Origin of the sequence: Pseudomonas sp. Q1 (assembly GCF_009935975.1) — a bacterium.
GTDB classification, from domain to species: Bacteria; Pseudomonadota; Gammaproteobacteria; order Pseudomonadales; family Pseudomonadaceae; genus Aquipseudomonas; species Aquipseudomonas palleroniana.
On sequence record NZ_QODI01000008.1, the window covers coordinates 172,093 to 188,301 of the forward strand.

Consider the following 16,209-nt stretch of genomic DNA (forward strand, 5'->3'; position numbering starts at 1 on the left):
TCACACCACTCCCAACAGATAGATCACGGTAAACACGCAGATCCACACCACGTCCAGGAAGTGCCAGAACAGGCTCAGGCAACTGAGCCGGGTGGCGGTGGTGTTGGTCAGGCCTTTCTGGCGAATCTGCACCATCAGCACAGCCATCCAGATCAACCCCGTCAACACGTGCGCGCCGTGGGTGCCGACAAGGGTGAAAAACGCGGTCAGAAACGCGCTGCGGTCCGGTCCGTAGCCTTCTGCGATCAGATGGTGGAACTCGTTGACTTCCATGGCGATGAAGCCAGCGCCTAGCACGAATGTGAGTCCCAGCCAACGCAGCACCTGGCTTTGCTGGCCACGGTTCATCGCGAGCATCGCGTAGCCGTAGGTGATGCTGCTCAACAGCAGCAACATGGTTTCAGCGAGAACATAGGGCAGTTCGAAAATATCCACGCTCGACGGACCGCCCGCTACGCTGTCGCGCAACACCGCATAGCTGGCGAACAAGCTCGCGAACAGGATGCAGTCGGTCATCAGGTAGATCCAGAACCCGAAGACGCTCAGCGAACCTGCGTCTTCATGTCCGTGTTCCTGAGTATGAGCGACGTCTTTTTCAATCACGATATTGGACATGGATCAAGCCTCTGCCAGGTCTTTGAGACGTGCCGTTTCGATGCGCGCCACCTCTTGTGCGGGCACGAAGTAATCAGTGTCTTCGTCGTAGCTGCGCACCACGAACGCGACCACCGAAGCAACCAAGCCGAACGCCGCCAGCCACCAGATGTGCCAGACCAGGGCGAAGCTGCAGATCAGCGCGAACAGGCTGATCACCAGGCCCGAGGCGGTGTTGCGCGGCATGTGGATGCTTCGGTAATCGGTGTGGCTGAGGGTGCTCACGCCGCGCTCCTTCATGCCCCAATAAGCGTCCAGGTCATTGACCTTGGGTTGCTCGGCGAAGTTGTACAGCGGTGGCGGAGAGGCGGTGGCCCACTCCAGGGTGCGCCCGTCCCACGGATCGCCAGTGAGGTCGCGGTATCGGTGGCGGTGGCGGATGCTGACGAACAGTTGCAGTGCCTGGGCGGCCACGCCGCAGAGGATGATTGCCACCCCCAGCAGTTCCAGCAGCAGCCACGGCCGCCATTCCGGATTGTTGAAATGGTTGAGGCGCCGGGTCATGCCCATAAAGCCCAGCACGTAGGACGGCATGAACGCGAAATAAAAGCCGATCAGCCAGCACCAGAAGGCGGTGCGGCCCAGCTTGTCGTTCAAGCGGAAGCCAAAAGCCTTGGGGAACCAGTAGGTCAGGCCGGCCATGTAGCCGAACACCGCGCCGCCGATGATCACATTGTGAAAATGCGCAATCAGGAACAGGCTGTTGTGCAGCATGAAGTCGGCGCCCGGCACTGCCAGCAATACCCCGGTCATCCCGCCGATGCTGAAGGTCACGATAAAGCCCAGGGTCCATAGCATGGGGGTCTCGAAGCGCACCCGGCCGCGGTACATGGTGAACAACCAGGTGAAGATTTTCACCCCGGTCGGCACCGCGATAATCATGGTCATGATGCCGAAGAACGCGTTGACGTTACCCCCTGCGCCCATGGTGAAAAAGTGGTGCAGCCACACGATGAACGACAACACGGTAATCGCAATCGTCGCCCATACAAGCGACACGTAACCGAAGAGCCGCTTACTGCTGAAGGTCGCAGCAATCTCGGAAAACACCCCGAACGCCGGCAGGATCAGGATGTACACCTCCGGATGTCCCCAGGCCCAGATCAGGTTCACGTACATCATCGGGTTGCCGCCGGCTTCGTTGGTAAAGAAATGCATGCCCAGGTAACGGTCCAGGGAAAGCATCAGCAGGGTGGCGGTGAGAATCGGAAACGACGCCAGGATCAGTACCGAGGTGCACAGCGCATTCCAGGTGAACACCGGCATCTTGAACAGCGTCATGCCTTCGGTGCGCATCTTCAAGATCGTGACGAAGAAATTCAGCCCCGTCAGTAACGTACCGACGCCGGATATCTGCAGTGACCAGATGTAGTAGTCCACCCCGACCCCGGGGCTGTATGCCAACCCGGATAACGGCGGATAGGCGACCCAACCGGTTCGCGCAAACTCACCGATCCCCAGTGAGACGTTGACCAGCGCGGCACCGGCCACGAACAGCCAGAAGCTCAGCGCGTTGAGAAACGGGTAGGCCACGTCGCGTGCGCCGATCTGCAACGGCACCACTACGTTCATCAGGCCGACCACGAAGGGCATGGCCACGAAGAAAATCATGATCACGCCATGGGCAGTGAAGATCTGGTCGTAATGTTCCGGCGGCAGATAACCCGGCCCGCCACTGGCGGCCATGGCTTGCTGGGTGCGCATCATGATTGCGTCGGAAAAACCGCGTAGCAGCATCACCAGCGCGACGATGATGTACATACATCCGATCTTTTTGTGGTCCACCGATGTGAACCACTCGCGCCACAAATAGCCCCATTTGCGTTTCCAGGTAATGGTGCCCACCATCGCCGCGCCGATCAGCCCGATGAAGGCCAGCGTGTACATCACAATCGGTTCAGTGGTTGGAATCGCATCCCATGACAGTTTTCCGAACATTGTTATTGCTCCTCGGCCAGTAAACTGGGGTGTTGATCGACGCGCTTTTCAGTACCGCTCAATGGCGCTCGCCTGGTTTTATTGGCCTTGTTCATGCCTTCGTATTTATCGACGATGTCCAGGAACAGGCGCTCCTGCACTGCCGAGTAATAGGTCACAGGGTGCTTGATGGTGGGCTTGGCCAAGTGCGCATAGCTCGTTTGGTCAAGGACTGTGGAGGCGTCCTTGACCTTGTTCGCCCAGGTCTGAAAGTCGGTGGGGCTCAATGACAGCGTGGTGAAATGCATATCGGAAAAACCGGGGCCGTTGTAGTTGGCGGCGATTCCCTTGAACTCGCCGGTTTCGTTGGCGATCAGGTGCAGCTTGGTCTGCATGCCTGCCATCGCATAGATCTGCCCTCCCAGCGCCGGGATGAAGAAGGACGTCATGGCCGCGTCGGAGGTGATGGTGAAACTCACCGGCGTGTGCACCGGCAAGGCCAGTTCGTTGACGCTGGCGATACCCAGGTCGGGGTAGATGAACAGCCACTTCCAGTCGATGGCAACCACCTGGACGTTGATCGGTGGCGTGTCCGAGTCGAGCGGGCGATAGGGATCGAGGGCGTGGGTGGTTTTCCACGTCACCCAGCCCAAGGCGATGATGATCAGCAGCGGCACGCCCCACACTACCGCTTCGATTTTGTGGGAGCTGGCCCAGCGCGGCGAGTAACGCGCTTTTTTATTGGTCGCACGGTAGCGGTAGGCGAATACGAACATCAGCACGATCACCGGCACCACAACCAACAGCATCAGGCCCGTGGCGAGGATAATCAGGTCGCGCTCATCGGTTGCAATCTGCCCCTTGGGGTTGAAAACCACTAAGTTGCAGCCGCTTAACAATAAGACGCTGGCGAGATATGCCAGGCAATAGCCAATCGCTCGTTTCATGCCTTGCTCCTGTATTGAAATATCCGTTGTTACAGTGCCGAAGCCGCCGCACCAGTGCTCAAGAGTTAGTTAAGCGAAGCGCTGCCGTTGCGCTTGTTAGTGAACCGTCCCCTTAATTGTTTAACGGCCGACAATAAGCTGCCGTCAGTAGATAAAACTCATATGCTGCCAGGTTTTGTTAGTGTTCGCTGCCGCTCTGCCGGGCGAAAATCATCGTGCTCCCGAACAATTTGAATGAGCCCTCAGGGGTTGGTTTAACAAAATGTTACCTCGCCTGACGAACGGTTTAACAAGCGAAACGAGAATGGGGTTCTGATAGGCGCATACTTGAAATTGCCTTGGAAAAACACGTAAATCCCTGCTAAAGAACTCATGTATTAGTTGAAGAGCAATGCACTAACGGTCTTGGAGAACAGCTATGTTCATTCGCGGAAATACCTATAAGGCCTGGGCCGAGAAGGCACTGGAGGAAGAGTGCTTTACCCAAGAAGTGGAAAACGGCTGCCATATCGAAGTCAGGGCCCGCGAGCGCGAGGACGCTGATATTGAGGTCTTGATCAGTGTCTACACCGCCACCGGGCAATGTGTGGTTGAACGCACCAGGCACTTGCCGGGCGCCGAATGGACCATGCACGACGCGCTCAAGCGCGGCATTGATCAGGCGGAACGGATTGCGGGCGGCGAATCGGGGCGTTTGCCCTGCGCTGACGCGCACCTGCACGAGGACGATTGACGGGGCGCCTGCGCTGGGGTTGCAGCGGAAAACGGAACTTTGGCGGCGCGTGGATTTTCCATTGTAGAGAGCCCCGCGTCAGCCGGCCCGCGCCCGCTGATTGCTGATAACAACCCCGCCGCCCGAGCCGCCCATGTCCGAGTTCAGCTTCATCCAAGCCGCATCCTCCAAACCGTCCTTGCGCCGCGCCGTGACGGGCCCGATGTTGTTTCTGTTCATTCTCGGCGATGTGCTCGGTGCCGGCGTGTACGCGCTGGCCGGCACCATCGCTGGCGAGGTGGGTGGGGCGATCTGGGTGCCGCTGCTGGTGGCGTTGTTCTTCGCCATGCTCACGGCGGGTTCGTACGCGGAGCTGGTGACCAAGTACCCCTATGCCGGCGCTGCTTCGGTGTTCGCCGAGAAGGCATTCAAGTCACCGCTGATTTCGTTTCTGGTTGGCTTCTGCATGCTGGCGGCCGCCGTCACCAGCGCGGCCGGGCTGTCCCTGGCATTTGCCGGCGACTACCTGGCGGCGTTCGTCGACGTATCACCGCACCTGGCCGCGCTTATATTCCTGGTGGTGATAGCGCTGCTCAATGCTCGCGGTATCAAGGAGTCGTTGGGCGCCAACATGGTCATGACCTGCATCGAACTGTCCGGGCTGCTGTTAGTGGTGGTGGCCGCGGCCTGGTGCATACAGTCGGGCGAAGCCAACCTCGGCCGCGCGCTGGAGTTCAAGGCCGGCGTCAACCCTATGCTTGCGGTGCTGGGCGCTGCATTGCTGGCGTTCTATTCGTTTGTAGGTTTTGAAACGTCGGCTAACCTGGCGGAAGAAGTACGCGGGGTGCGCAAGGTGTATCCGCGTGCACTGTTTGCCGCGTTGGTGACGGCCGGCATCGTGTATATGGCGGTTGGTGTCGCTGCTTCGGTGGTACTGCCGATAGACAAGCTGACGGCCACCTCGGCGCCATTGCTCGAAGTGGTGCGCACCTCGGGCTTGAGTCTCCCGCCCCAGCTCTTCGCCTTCATTGCACTGGTGGCGGTCGCCAACGGTGCGCTGTTGACCATGGTCATGGCCAGCCGCCTGGCCTATGGCATGGCCCGCATGGGCCTGTTGCCGGCGCCGCTTGGGCGTGTGCTGCCCAAGCGGCGCACGCCGTGGGTCGCGATCATCGCCAGCACCCTGGTGGCCATTTCCTTGACGTTGACCGGCACGCTCGCAGCGTTGGCCGAGACGGTCGTGCTGTTGCTGCTTTTCGTGTTCTTGAGCACCAACCTGGCGGTGCTGGTATTGCGCCGCGAAACCGTCGCAGAACAACATTTTCGTGTGCCGACCTGGGTGCCGGTGCTGGCGATTGTTTCCTGCCTGATCCTGCTCAGCCAGCAAGGCCTCGACACTTGGCTGCGAGGCGGCGCGTTAATGCTGCTGGGGAGTGCGCTGTACGCGTGCAACCGCCTGGCGACGCCGGTCGCGGAGCCTGGCTAAACCGCTCATCGGAGCATGGGTATCGGCATCTACGGCTCACACATCCCCCGCTGTTCGGCGTGCCAGGCATTGAAACCACACGCACGACCCTCAGGGCTTAAACACCACCCGCAGGCAATTATCGGTTTTTTCCTTGAACAGCTTGTAGCCTTGCGCCCCTTCTTCCAGGCTCATGGGATGGGTCAGCAAGTAGGCAGGGTCAAGCTCGCCTTTGCGAATATGCTCGAACAGGGTCGGTGCGTAACGCTGCCCCGGTTGCTGTCCGGATCTTAGCGTCAACGCCTTGTTGACGATCGCGCCCATCGGGAACTTGTCGAGCAACCCACCGTACACGCCGACTACCGATACCGTGCCGCCTTTACGGCAGGCACGTATGGCCTGCCTTAGCACGCTGCCGCGTTCGGTGTGCAGCCTGAGCAACTGCTTGGCCTTGTCATAGGCATAGTCGATCTCGGTGCCATGCGCCTCCATGCCCACACAGTCGATGCAGCGATCCGGGCCGCGTCCGCCAGTCAACTCCAGCAAGGCTTCGTGCACGTTGGTTTTCTCGTAGTTGATAGGGATCGCCTTGCCGCGTTCTTCGGCCAGGCGCAGCCGGTCGGGGTAACGATCAATCGCGATCACCCGCTCGGCGCCCACCAGGTAAGCACTGCAGATCGCCATCTGGCCAACGCCGCCGCAGCCCCACACTGCCACGGTGTCGCCGGGCTGGATATCGGCATTGTCCGCCGCGAAGTAACCGGTGGGCGCCGCATCCGAGACAAACAGCGCCTGCTCATCGCTCACGCCTTCGGGCACCTTGAACAGGTTGACGTCGGCAAACGGCACCCGCACGTAGGTCGCGTGACTGCCCGGGTAACCGCCAAAAGCGTGGCTGTAGCCGATGATGCCGCAGCATGGCTGGCCATACATCAGGTCCGTCGCCGACGGGTTTGGGTTGGAGTTGTCGCAGCAGGAAAAATCGCTGCGCTGGCACGGCTCGCAGTTGCCGCAGCCGATGATTGAGATGGTGATCACTTTGTCACCCTTGCGCAGGTCGGTGACGCCTTTGCCGACCTCGACCACTTCGCCCATGAATTCGTGGCCAATGATATCGCCGGGCTTCATGGCCGGTACGTAGCCGCCGAGCAAGTGCAGGTCCGAACCGCAGACAGAGGAGAGGGTGACGCGAATGATCGCGTCCCGTGGGTTGAGGATGGCAGGGTCGGCGACATTGTCGACTCGCAGTAGATTAGGTGCTTGCCAAGTGAGTGCGCGCATCAGTGGGGTCCTCCTTCGATAACAACGCCGGTTTTGGCTGACGGGTGATCGGTTGCGACCTGGTCAGCGCCGGCGTGTACGTAAAAAAAATCGTCGTCCTGTTCCGGCCTGGAGCGGTTGTTGCTGACCTCGCCGGTCTCCAGTTGCTGCTTCACTGCCTGCAGGGCGTTGAGCAAGGCTTTGTCGCTGAACAGGCTGATCGCACGCGCCAAGCCATAGCCCAACTTGGCCATTGCCGGCTTGCACACCACCACCGCCTTGACCTGGGTTCCACGGCCGGCCGGGGCGGGGCTCAGCGAGACGGTAATGTCGTGCGCCCATCGCGCGTCGCCTGGAGTTTTCCAATGCAGTACATGGCGATCCTGTGTATCGATCTGCACAAGCGCGCACTGCAGGCGCCGGCCGGCCGGTGCGCGGAGCTTCCAGAGCGCGGTGTCCGGGGTCAGTTGCTCGACACTGTCGACCCAGCGCAGCAACGGGCCGATGTTCTCGGGCCTGGCGATGAAGGCAGACACCTCATCCGATGGGCGCAAGATCGTGATACTGCGCGTGATTGCCTCGCTGATCGGCCACTGATGTTCGCGGCTGAATTGTGTTTCGTAGGGGGTTGGTGTCAACACCCGCTTCAGTGCGCAGTGCCCGGCTGCACCGCGAATCACACCGTAGGCGCCCGCCGCAATCTGGAGTGCACCACTCAACCCACCCTTGCGACAGCCATGCAGTAATAGGGCAGCGCCAGAGGCCAGCAAAAGTGTGCGCTCAGCCTTGGTCATCGTGCCGCTTCGGTGCGCGTCAGGAGGGGTGTGGGTGGATATTAGTGGCTGGTCAGTCATGGTCAATCCTCCGATGGATGTGTCTGCGATAGAAAAACCTGCGCAGCTTGAGTTCCACCGCATTTCACGATTAGAGATGAAAGGTTTCCCGCCCTTGAAGTTCAAGTTACTCATAGCAGCGCATTGGGGCGCGGCGAAACAAGCCGACGTTGTGTATATAAGTGCGGCGCACTAGTCACCGGCTCGCCGAACAGCGTCACGGCTCTATGAACTGCTCAAAAAAAGCCCGCACGGAGTACGGGCAAGACAGGAGTTTTACCAGAGTCTGGAGGGAACAGGCTCAATAGTAAGAAGCGATAAATCGATAACGGTTTGGTTTTTTTCAGAAGGCGCCGACGAATGGTCATATCCCGATAGTGCCGCAAGTTGGCGCAACTAAAAATACACATCAAGAGGGATAATCTGAACCTTTGCGCTGCTCCAATAACAAAAATCAGAAGGAGGGCATATGAAAAATTCTTTATATATTATCGAGTACGAATACCATCATAAGCCGAGATCTTTCATTATAAGAGCGGATATCATGAGTAATGCAGAGGCGTGGCATTGGGCATCTTGCGATGCTGGGATCGGTATAATTCCTCGGTCACGCCATGAAAAAATCAAACGGGTCAGCAGACCCCTTGCAGAACGCTACGGCCTGGAGAACGTCAGGTGGCGTCCTTCTGGAAGTATTCCGTTTATTGCGCAGCCCTATGTACCACCGCCCCCTGAATGAGTTTAACTTTTAACAAATACGCACATTTGAATAGGGTGTTGGTTTGAGTCAAGCCTTATTGTTTTTTCGACGTTCCTGCAGCATGCATAACTTGAGGGCGCTGCGTTGAAGTGCATCCATCATCAAGTCCGCCAGATACTGTTGCCTGCATTGCGGGCAGAGCATCTCGGCGGCGGTGGACACCAGATAGGAGGGTTCGTCCATCGTCGGCTCGAAGGGCTGTTTACATTGGGCGCACTGGCCGTTCGCTTGTAGACCAGACATCTTCGATTCCTCCCTGAATTAAAAGCTCACTCACGATCCATGATGAGGTGAATGATTTCAACAAAAAAAAGGAGGAGTTTCAAACAAGCGATTAATTGATATTAAAGTGCCAATATTCGAGTTTCAAAGGGAAGGCGTGCGCATGACTGTCGGCAGGTGTTACGACAGACGCGTCCGCACGCCTGATCTGGCCCGCTCAGGCTTCGAGCTTTTTGCTGCGTGCTTTTCGCGTTGTGGAGGAGGGCGCCGCCTGGCGCTTTGATTGGACCGGTACAGGCTGCGTAACACTGCTTTCGATCGTGCCCGAAGAGCTATCTATTTGCCCGGGCGTCAGTTCGTCTCTGGCTTGCAGCCAATGCAAAAAATCCTGACCGTCAGGCTTACCTTGTTGTTCCCAAATACGGTAGGCGGTGAGTCGAATCGTTTCTTCGTCCATCGTGGTGCTCCTGTTCCAGTTTAAAAACGCTAGGAGTGAATGAAGCTGCTTACAAACTCAGCCTTGATGACCGGTAGTTCGATCCCATGGATCAAGCCGGCTGTCATGGCTTGTTGCGGGTCGAGAATGCGCGGCGCCGCGATCAGGTACTTTTCTGTTTCGAGTTTTTCCCTTGCATCCCGGGTACGCTCTTCGACGATGCGCGCATACAACTGCAAGTCGTAGTCAAGGCTCATGGCGTATTCGGACATGCGCGAATGGTCGACGGCGCCTTGCACATGCCAATGAAACGGATGAAACAGAAATTTACTGTGCTTGCACGCCGTTCTGCGCTCTCCGGCCAGAAAGATGATATTGCCCATCGACTCCACGGTGCCCAGGTTGTGCGTGTGCACCGAGATCGGCAGCGCCATCAGAAAATTGTACATGGTAAAACCGTAGCTGCATTCGCCGCCCATAGTGGCGATATTCACGACCAGGCCCGAAGCCTCTTGCTGAACGGCCAACGAGGCCTTTTCGATGAGTTGGCTGCAGGTTGAGGCGGTGACCGACGCCGTAAAGTTAATAACGTGTAAAGGCATGGTGTCCCTCGTCAATCAAGGCAGGGGAGCACAGCTCCCCTGCATCAAGCACATTAACCGTTGCGTCCGCCACCATGGCTGTTTTGGCCGCCTTTACGGCCAGCTTCCGAGGCTTTCTCACGGTCGTTGGCAAAGTTGCCGCCACTGTTCTGGCCGCCTTTGCTACCTGCTTCGGCGGCGCGCTCGGGATCATTCTTGAAATTGCCGCCGCTGTTCTGGCCGCCTTTGCTACCGGCCTCGGCGGCGCGCTCGGGATCATTTTTGAAATTGCCGCCGCTGTTTTGGCCACCCTTGCTTCCGATCTCTTGATAGAACTCTTTGTCATGGGAAGCCGAAGTTGCATCGCCGCCTTTTTTACCGGCTTCGTTGACGCTCATTTGATTTTGCTTGTCGTTAGTAGTCATTTCAGTAATCTCGTCGTTATGTCGTTAATATATCTTTCATCTCGATCTACAGGCACCTAAATACTGATGGTCGCTCAGGTTATAAATGCCTTTCGCACAGCGGTAGTGTTTGCGACACATCGGCAGTCGCTTCAGCCAGTTCCACGACGCGCTGATGTTCGTAACACGGCAATGTGTTCGCGCGTTGGCTTGCCCCCGCGTCAGTTCGCACTTGCGTGCTCGGCTGGTGAGGTAAAACGCTTCGCTGATAGTCTGGTGATGCACGCATGCTTAGTTCTCCTTTGCTATTAACAGAAGGGGCAGCATTGCTGCCCCCTTGTGACCACGCTTACTACTTGCGGCCGCCGCCATGGCTATTCTGGCCACCTTTACGGCCAGCTTCCGAAGCCTTTTCGCGGTCATTGGCAAAGTTGCCGCCAGATGCCTGACCGCCTTTCTTTCCCGCCTCGGAGGCTTTTTCGTGATCGTTGGCGAAATTACCTGGGTTTTTATTACTGGTCGTCATAATGCTACTCCAACTGTAATTGAGGTTTCGCTTACGCCCGTTTATTGCAACGGACATAGTTTTCGATAAGGGCGACCGTCTAAATGTTTCGAGATTTTTTTAAAAAGGACGATGAACGGTCTTTGGTTGAAAGAAACTTGTACAGATGCGCGGTGTTCGCGCCGCTTCGTATAAGTTTTTACTTTGGGTAGGGCGGGAGTGATATTAAATTAATAGCAATGGTTGCCGCTTCGCTTAGTGTCGAAAATGATTTTAATTGAGGGCTCTTGTACGGATCGACTACCGAAAAGTACATCACGGAGGTTTAGGCACTTTATGCCAAATATATAGATATGAAACAGACTGATCGTGGGGCGGGGCTGGCCAGGAAAACGGAGGCTGGCAAATGACCTGAAGCTCGCACCAACCCCTCGAACCGCCAATAATGGATTTGATTAAAGAGTAACGCCCCGTCAGCTCATTTACCCGCCGACGCGCAGCATTCCGCCAGCGCGTGTTGAGCTCTTTTCAGCGGCCCGATACTGTCCCTTGACGATGGTCAATCGGCACCTACCAAGATACGGCTGCGGCCAACCTGTTTTTGCAGGCAACGCTGACTCAGATTTTCGGCGAGCGAGGTTTCGGCCAAAATCGCCTCTTCACGAAGTGCTGTCTCCAGCGCCTCCAAATGCCGCGCAAGTATTTTTACCGATCCGCTCAAATTGGCGGGATCGAAAGGAATTTTACCATTAGCAATCAGAACCATCGCCAGGTCCCAGGCGTGCTGAGAATTTTTCATCATGCAATCTCCTTTTCGCGCCTGGCAGCTTTTCCACCGTCGGCGACCACGCTTACGGTGGGCAATGGAAAATGCTTGTTGAGCACGCCAAGATGGTCAATCGCTTCACGGAAAAGCGCTTCGGCTTTGCCGCGAAGGCGCAGATATTCATCATACATTTCGCTATCGAAATCAGGCTGCTCCAGCAGGTCGAATGCGCTGCGGCTTAGGGCGTTGGCCTCGTTGAAAAGCTTCTGATTCTGCTCCATGGCCAACTGGCGGCAGGCCATCATTTTTGCGTCGATGTCGTTGTGTTGCATGGCTTGAATCCTTCATCAGCAGGTCTCTGTATAACTGTGTGACCCGCTTGCAAAGCCCGTGTATCAAAATGGTTTTCTCTGAAATATCGATTAATTCAACGATTCAGTTTGCCTTAAATTATCGTCTTTTTAGATGGAGCTACGCGTTTAACCCCCAAGGGCCCGTCTTATCTCTACTGAGAAAGTCTCAACTAACGACGTAAGCAACACAATTTTTCGATCAGAACAATCAACGAATCGTGGACGACCGGTTTGCTCAAATGACTGGTGAAGCCCGACTCAGCCGCCTTTTTCTGATCACTGCCGGCCCCATAGCCTGTGAGTGCGATCGAGGGAACCTGACGCAGATGACCTATCGTGCGCAGCTTGCGCATCAGCTCATGGCCATTCATTTTCGGCATGCCAATGTCCGAAATGATCAAGTCATACTGTGCATCGCGGGCCGTTTCCAGCGCAGTCTGTGGGTCATTGAAGGCGCTAACCTGGGCGCCTTCCATCTCCAACAGCAAATTCAGCACTTCAAGCACCTCGGCAGAGTCATCCACCAGCAACACCTTGACGCCATGCAGGCGTTCATCCGCGTCCTGTTCAGCGTCAGAAAATGGCAGATGATCCTGTTGTTCGCACAGCGGCAGCCATATCGAGAAGGTGCAGCCAAAACCCAGCCCCTTGGAATGGACACTGACCGAGCCTTCGTGAGCCTCAACCAGTTGGCGTACCAAGGACAAGCCTATCCCCAGGCCCTCGCGCTGATGCGTCAGATGTTGGTTTTCTGCCTGCCCGAACAGGTCAAAGATCTTCTCCAGGCTGTCATCGGCCAGGCCGATGCCGCTGTCGATTACGTCCAACTGGGCGCGCCCCTCCGAGCGGCTCAGCACCAACTGCACCTGACCGCCCTCCGGGGTGAATTTCAGCGCGTTGTTGACCAGGTTCCAGATCACCTGCTCAATGCGCGTCGGGTCGACATCAACGATCAGTGATGCATGATCCGAAGGCGTTTGCAGCGTCACCTGACGACGATGCCCGTCGGCGAGCACTACGCCATGGATATCCTGCAGGGTACGAATCAGATCAACCTGTTGTTTTTTCAACTTGAGCTTGCCCGTGCGAACCCGGGCGACATCCAGCAGGTCGTCAATGATCCGCGCCTGGCTGGACACGGCCTCGCAGATCGTATTCACGGCTTTGATCGCCGAGCCCGCCGCCTTGGTAGCGGGCAAGCGACGCAGTAACTCCGCGTTCAGTTGGATCAGATTCAGTGGATGTTTGAGTTCGTGAGACATCACCGCGAAAAACTCGTCCTTGAGATGGCTCTTCGTCTGGGTCTCCATCAGGCGCTGGCTCTGCTCATCCTGGGTGCGTTTGTGGCCGGTGAGGTCGCGGGCGATCTTGACGTAGCCCTGCAAGCTGTCGCTCTTGAGCAGCGTGACCTCACCGCTGCAGTAGAACCGACTGCCATCCTTGCGCACATGCCAGCGCTCATCTTCACCGCGACCATGTTCGCGGGCCGCGCGCAGCTCGCTCTCCGGGACACCGGAGGAGCGGTCCTCCGGTGAAAATATCAAGTCGTAATAGGCGCCCAGGACTTCGTCCTTGGTGTAGCCGAAGATCAGTTCTGCTCCCGTGTTCCAATCGGTGATGGCGCCGTGGTCATCAAGGATGATGATTGCAAAGTCATGGGTACTCTCGGCCACCAGTCGCATGCGCTCTTCGCCCAGGCGCAGTTCCTCTTCGGCCTGGCGCCGCTTGGTGATATCGATGAAGGTCAGCACCGTACCATCGATGTGATCCTCGCTGGAGCGGTAGGGCAACAACCGCGCGATGTACCAGCGGTTGTCCTTACCGCTGATTTCCCGCTCGATCATGCTCAGCGATTCAAACACCGTCGCAGCGTCTTCGGTGATTTCCGGGTAATCCAGGCGGTGGGTGATGTCCATCAACGAGCGTCCAGTGTCCACCGGGAGCATGCTGAATATATCGGTGGCGCGGGGCGTGAACCATCGGATGCGCATATTGCGGTCGACGAATACGGTGGCGATGTCGGTGGAGGCGATCAGGTTGGTCAGGTAGTCATTGACCTTGTCCGTCTCTTCTACCTTGGTTTTAAGTTCATAGTTGACGGTCAACAGCTCTTCATTGATCGACTGCAGCTCTTCCTTGCTGGTTTCCAGCTCTTCGGTGGCCGAACGCAATTCTTCGTTGACCGCCTGCATTTCTTCGTTGGAGGCCTTGAGTTCTTCGCTTGAGACTTCCGACTGTTCGATGGTGTCCTGCAAGTGCAGCTTGGTGCGTTGCAGCTCCTGCTCCAGGTTGCCCATGATGGCGTTTTCAGCATGGCTGACGGCAGTGGAATCGGTCTGTTGGGGGTCGAAAGGGCTTTCCTGGAAGATCACCAGCACATAGTCGCTTTCGGTCGCGTCATCGCGGTAGGGGCGGGCGGTAATGTCCACCATGAAGGGGGCCTGCTCGCGCTGAACGCGGATCTTGCGGGAGGTCACAGGCATGTTCGATTGCTGGACCTGAAAGAGTGTGGTGCGGATGTCGAGGCGCAGGTCGGGATGAACCAATGCCAATAGGTTATGCGTTATCTCGCCAGCCACATAACGCAGGAACCGCCCGGCACCTTCGCTCATGTGCAGGATCTGCGCGTGGATGTCGACTAAAACGCTTGGCGGTGCGGCTTTCTCCAGAGCCCGCAGATGAATATCCGCTAATGAAACTTTGTTAGGGGCCTTATTTTCGAGCGCAATCGACGGGGCGCTTGGGCGCAAGTAGCCGCCTCGCGGAATGGTCGGGGCGCGGCGAATGCCTGAGGATCCGGCACGCACCCGAAAAATGCGGTTTCGTTTGTCGACCGGCACAAACAGGTCCAGGCAGCCGTCGGCCGACTCCGAGGATCCAAGGAACAGATAGCCACCGGGGCGCAGCGCAAAGTGGAACATCTGCAGGATGTCGCGCTGCACTTCGCGGTCAAGATAGATCAACAGGTTGCGGCACACGATCAGGTCGATCTGGGAGAACGGCGGGTCGGCCAGCAGGCTGTGTTTAGCGAACAAAACCTTCTCGCGGATTTCTTTACGTACCCGATAGTGCTGGTTTTTTTCCTTAGCAAAATACTGGCGCAAGCGCGGCGGCGGTACGTCGGTGATGATCGCCTCGGGGTACACGCCGTTGCGGCCGTGGGTGATTGCACGCTCGTCGATATCAGTGGCAAAAACCTGCATTTTGGCGCCGCTGGCATCCAGCGCCAGTTGCTCGGCCACCAGCATCGCGAGGCTGTAGGCTTCTTCGCCGGTGGAACAGCCGGCCGACCAGATGCGCACTTGTTCACGGTGTGGCACGCTGTCTTCTAGCGATTTCACCAGGTTGGGTATCACGTCACGTTCAAGCGCTTCAAAAGCCTCGCGGTCGCGGAAGAAGTTGGTCACGCCGATCAGCATATCGCCGAGCAGGGCCTTGGTTTCGTCTGGGTGCTCCTGGAGGAAATTATAATAGGCCGCGAGGTCCGGCTGGGCGGTTACTTGCAAGCGTCGCTCAATACGGCGCAACACTGTGGCACGCTTGTAATGCTTGAAGTCGTGCCCGGTAATGGCGCGTAGCTGAATCAGGATGTCCAGCAGTAACTGCTCGGCCACGGCTGCATCGCGTTCGGTTGCGGGCGGGGTGGTTTTGATTTCGGGATCGTCGGCGGTGGGCAGGATGATTGACTGAGCGTTGCGCCACAGCTCCAGCAACTTCTGGGGCATTTCCACCACGGGAAGCACGAGATCGGCCATTTGCGTTTCGATGGCAGCCAATGGCATACCATCGAACTCTGCATCTTCCGGGCTTTGTACCAAAGTGATCCCGCCTTGCTCCTTGATCCGAGACAGGCCGACCGCGCCGTCCGCTCCGGTCCCTGAAAGGATCACGCAAAACGCCCGTTCTTTATGCGCATCTGCCAAATCGCGAAAAAACAGGTCGATGGCTATGTGCGAGCCGCCCTCGCGGGTTGATGGGGATACCGCTAAATAGCCATCATTCATCTTCAAATGGTGAGCAGGCGAGATGACGTACACCTGATTTTTTTCGATGGGCGTCGTGTTATTGACCTGTGACACCGGTAAGCGGGTCGACTCCTGGATGATCTTGTCCGCCACGCTTTGATGATCAGGAGACAGGTGCAGAATCACCACGAACGCCATGCCGCAGTCTTTGGGCATATGCTCAAAAAACGCTTTTACTGCTTGCAGCCCGCCCGCGGACGCGCCAATCCCAACCACCGGAAAGTCCAAGTCACTGGGGATCAGATCCTTGCGTTGCGGAACGTTAGGGGACCGCAGGGGGGCAGACTTCATAAGTACCAACCTTGGTTAACTGCGCACGCAAAGAGCGTGGAGGAAAAAAAATTAAGCGAGGGCGAGGCTTGAACCGAA

The 16,209-nt window shown here is 57.1% G+C and carries 16 protein-coding genes; 3 read left to right on the forward strand and 13 right to left on the reverse strand.

Going from position 1 to position 16,209, the window contains the following annotated elements; genetic code table 11:
- From cyoC to cyoA, 3 genes are read right to left on the reverse strand one after another with little or no spacing between them, the layout of a single operon-like run.
- Positions 1-615, reverse strand: a complete 615-nt coding sequence (cyoC, locus tag DK870_RS14630) for a cytochrome o ubiquinol oxidase subunit III (RefSeq protein WP_104993608.1) — start codon at positions 613-615, stop codon at positions 1-3.
- 3 nt (positions 616-618) lie between these two features.
- Positions 619-2,592, reverse strand: a complete 1,974-nt coding sequence (cyoB, locus tag DK870_RS14635) for a cytochrome o ubiquinol oxidase subunit I (RefSeq protein ID WP_104993609.1) — start codon at positions 2,590-2,592, stop codon at positions 619-621.
- A gap of 2 nt (positions 2,593-2,594) precedes the next feature.
- On the reverse strand, positions 2,595-3,518 hold the full coding sequence (gene cyoA, locus DK870_RS14640; protein WP_161548957.1) for a ubiquinol oxidase subunit II: 924 nt from the start codon (positions 3,516-3,518) through the stop codon (positions 2,595-2,597).
- A 418-nt stretch (positions 3,519-3,936) separates the two neighbouring features.
- On the opposite strand from cyoA, the gene DK870_RS14645 reads away from it, so the two are divergent.
- Both DK870_RS14645 and DK870_RS14650 read left to right on the forward strand, forming a co-directional pair.
- Positions 3,937-4,251, forward strand: coding sequence for a hypothetical protein (locus DK870_RS14645; protein WP_104993611.1), 315 nt, complete (start codon positions 3,937-3,939; stop codon positions 4,249-4,251).
- A 133-nt stretch (positions 4,252-4,384) separates the two neighbouring features.
- A complete protein-coding gene (locus DK870_RS14650; protein ID WP_234016630.1) occupies positions 4,385-5,716 on the forward strand; it encodes an APC family permease in 1,332 nt (443 codons plus the stop codon).
- A 90-nt stretch (positions 5,717-5,806) separates the two neighbouring features.
- Here DK870_RS14650 and DK870_RS14655 read toward each other — a convergent pair whose 3' ends face one another.
- Both DK870_RS14655 and DK870_RS14660 read right to left on the reverse strand, forming a co-directional pair.
- Positions 5,807-6,976 carry a zinc-dependent alcohol dehydrogenase gene (locus tag DK870_RS14655; protein WP_104993612.1) on the reverse strand — a complete coding sequence of 390 codons (1,170 nt, stop codon included), beginning with the start codon at positions 6,974-6,976 and terminating at the stop codon, positions 5,807-5,809.
- A complete protein-coding gene (locus DK870_RS14660; protein WP_234016631.1) occupies positions 6,976-7,749 on the reverse strand; it encodes an SRPBCC family protein in 774 nt (257 codons plus the stop codon). Before DK870_RS14660 ends, DK870_RS14655 begins: the two co-directional genes overlap by 1 nt.
- A gap of 508 nt (positions 7,750-8,257) precedes the next feature.
- Here DK870_RS14660 and DK870_RS29680 point away from each other — a divergent pair.
- Entirely contained in the window at positions 8,258-8,527 is a 270-nt protein-coding gene (locus DK870_RS29680) for a DUF6555 family protein (protein ID WP_104993614.1), read from the forward strand.
- Positions 8,528-8,575: 48 nt separating this feature from the next.
- On the opposite strand, the gene DK870_RS14665 is transcribed toward DK870_RS29680, so the two are convergent.
- The 8 genes from DK870_RS14665 to DK870_RS14695 form a co-directional block, all read right to left on the reverse strand.
- The gene (locus tag DK870_RS14665) at positions 8,576-8,791 is read right to left on the reverse strand and encodes a hypothetical protein (RefSeq protein ID WP_104993615.1); all 216 of its coding nucleotides are present in this window, start codon (positions 8,789-8,791) and stop codon (positions 8,576-8,578) included.
- A gap of 196 nt (positions 8,792-8,987) precedes the next feature.
- Complete coding sequence (locus DK870_RS14670) at positions 8,988-9,227, reverse strand: DUF2934 domain-containing protein (protein ID WP_027616402.1); 240 nt, start codon at positions 9,225-9,227, stop codon at positions 8,988-8,990.
- A 29-nt stretch (positions 9,228-9,256) separates the two neighbouring features.
- Positions 9,257-9,808: an ATP-dependent Clp protease proteolytic subunit gene (locus DK870_RS14675; protein WP_104993616.1), complete on the reverse strand. Its 552-nt coding sequence runs from the start codon at positions 9,806-9,808 to the stop codon at positions 9,257-9,259.
- 53 nt (positions 9,809-9,861) lie between these two features.
- The gene (locus DK870_RS14680; RefSeq protein WP_104993617.1) at positions 9,862-10,212 is read right to left on the reverse strand and encodes a general stress protein; all 351 of its coding nucleotides are present in this window, start codon (positions 10,210-10,212) and stop codon (positions 9,862-9,864) included.
- Positions 10,213-10,543: 331 nt separating this feature from the next.
- Positions 10,544-10,717, reverse strand: coding sequence for a general stress protein (locus DK870_RS14685; RefSeq protein ID WP_027616405.1), 174 nt, complete (start codon positions 10,715-10,717; stop codon positions 10,544-10,546).
- Positions 10,718-11,255: 538 nt separating this feature from the next.
- The gene (locus tag DK870_RS29355) at positions 11,256-11,498 is read right to left on the reverse strand and encodes a hypothetical protein (RefSeq protein ID WP_174376777.1); all 243 of its coding nucleotides are present in this window, start codon (positions 11,496-11,498) and stop codon (positions 11,256-11,258) included.
- A complete protein-coding gene (locus DK870_RS14690; protein WP_104993619.1) occupies positions 11,495-11,794 on the reverse strand; it encodes a hypothetical protein in 300 nt (99 codons plus the stop codon). Before DK870_RS14690 ends, DK870_RS29355 begins: the two co-directional genes overlap by 4 nt.
- A gap of 191 nt (positions 11,795-11,985) precedes the next feature.
- Positions 11,986-16,131 (reverse strand): CheR family methyltransferase, encoded by a 4,146-nt coding sequence (locus DK870_RS14695; protein WP_161548958.1) that lies wholly within the window; start codon positions 16,129-16,131, stop codon positions 11,986-11,988.
- Positions 16,132-16,209 lie beyond the last annotated feature (78 nt).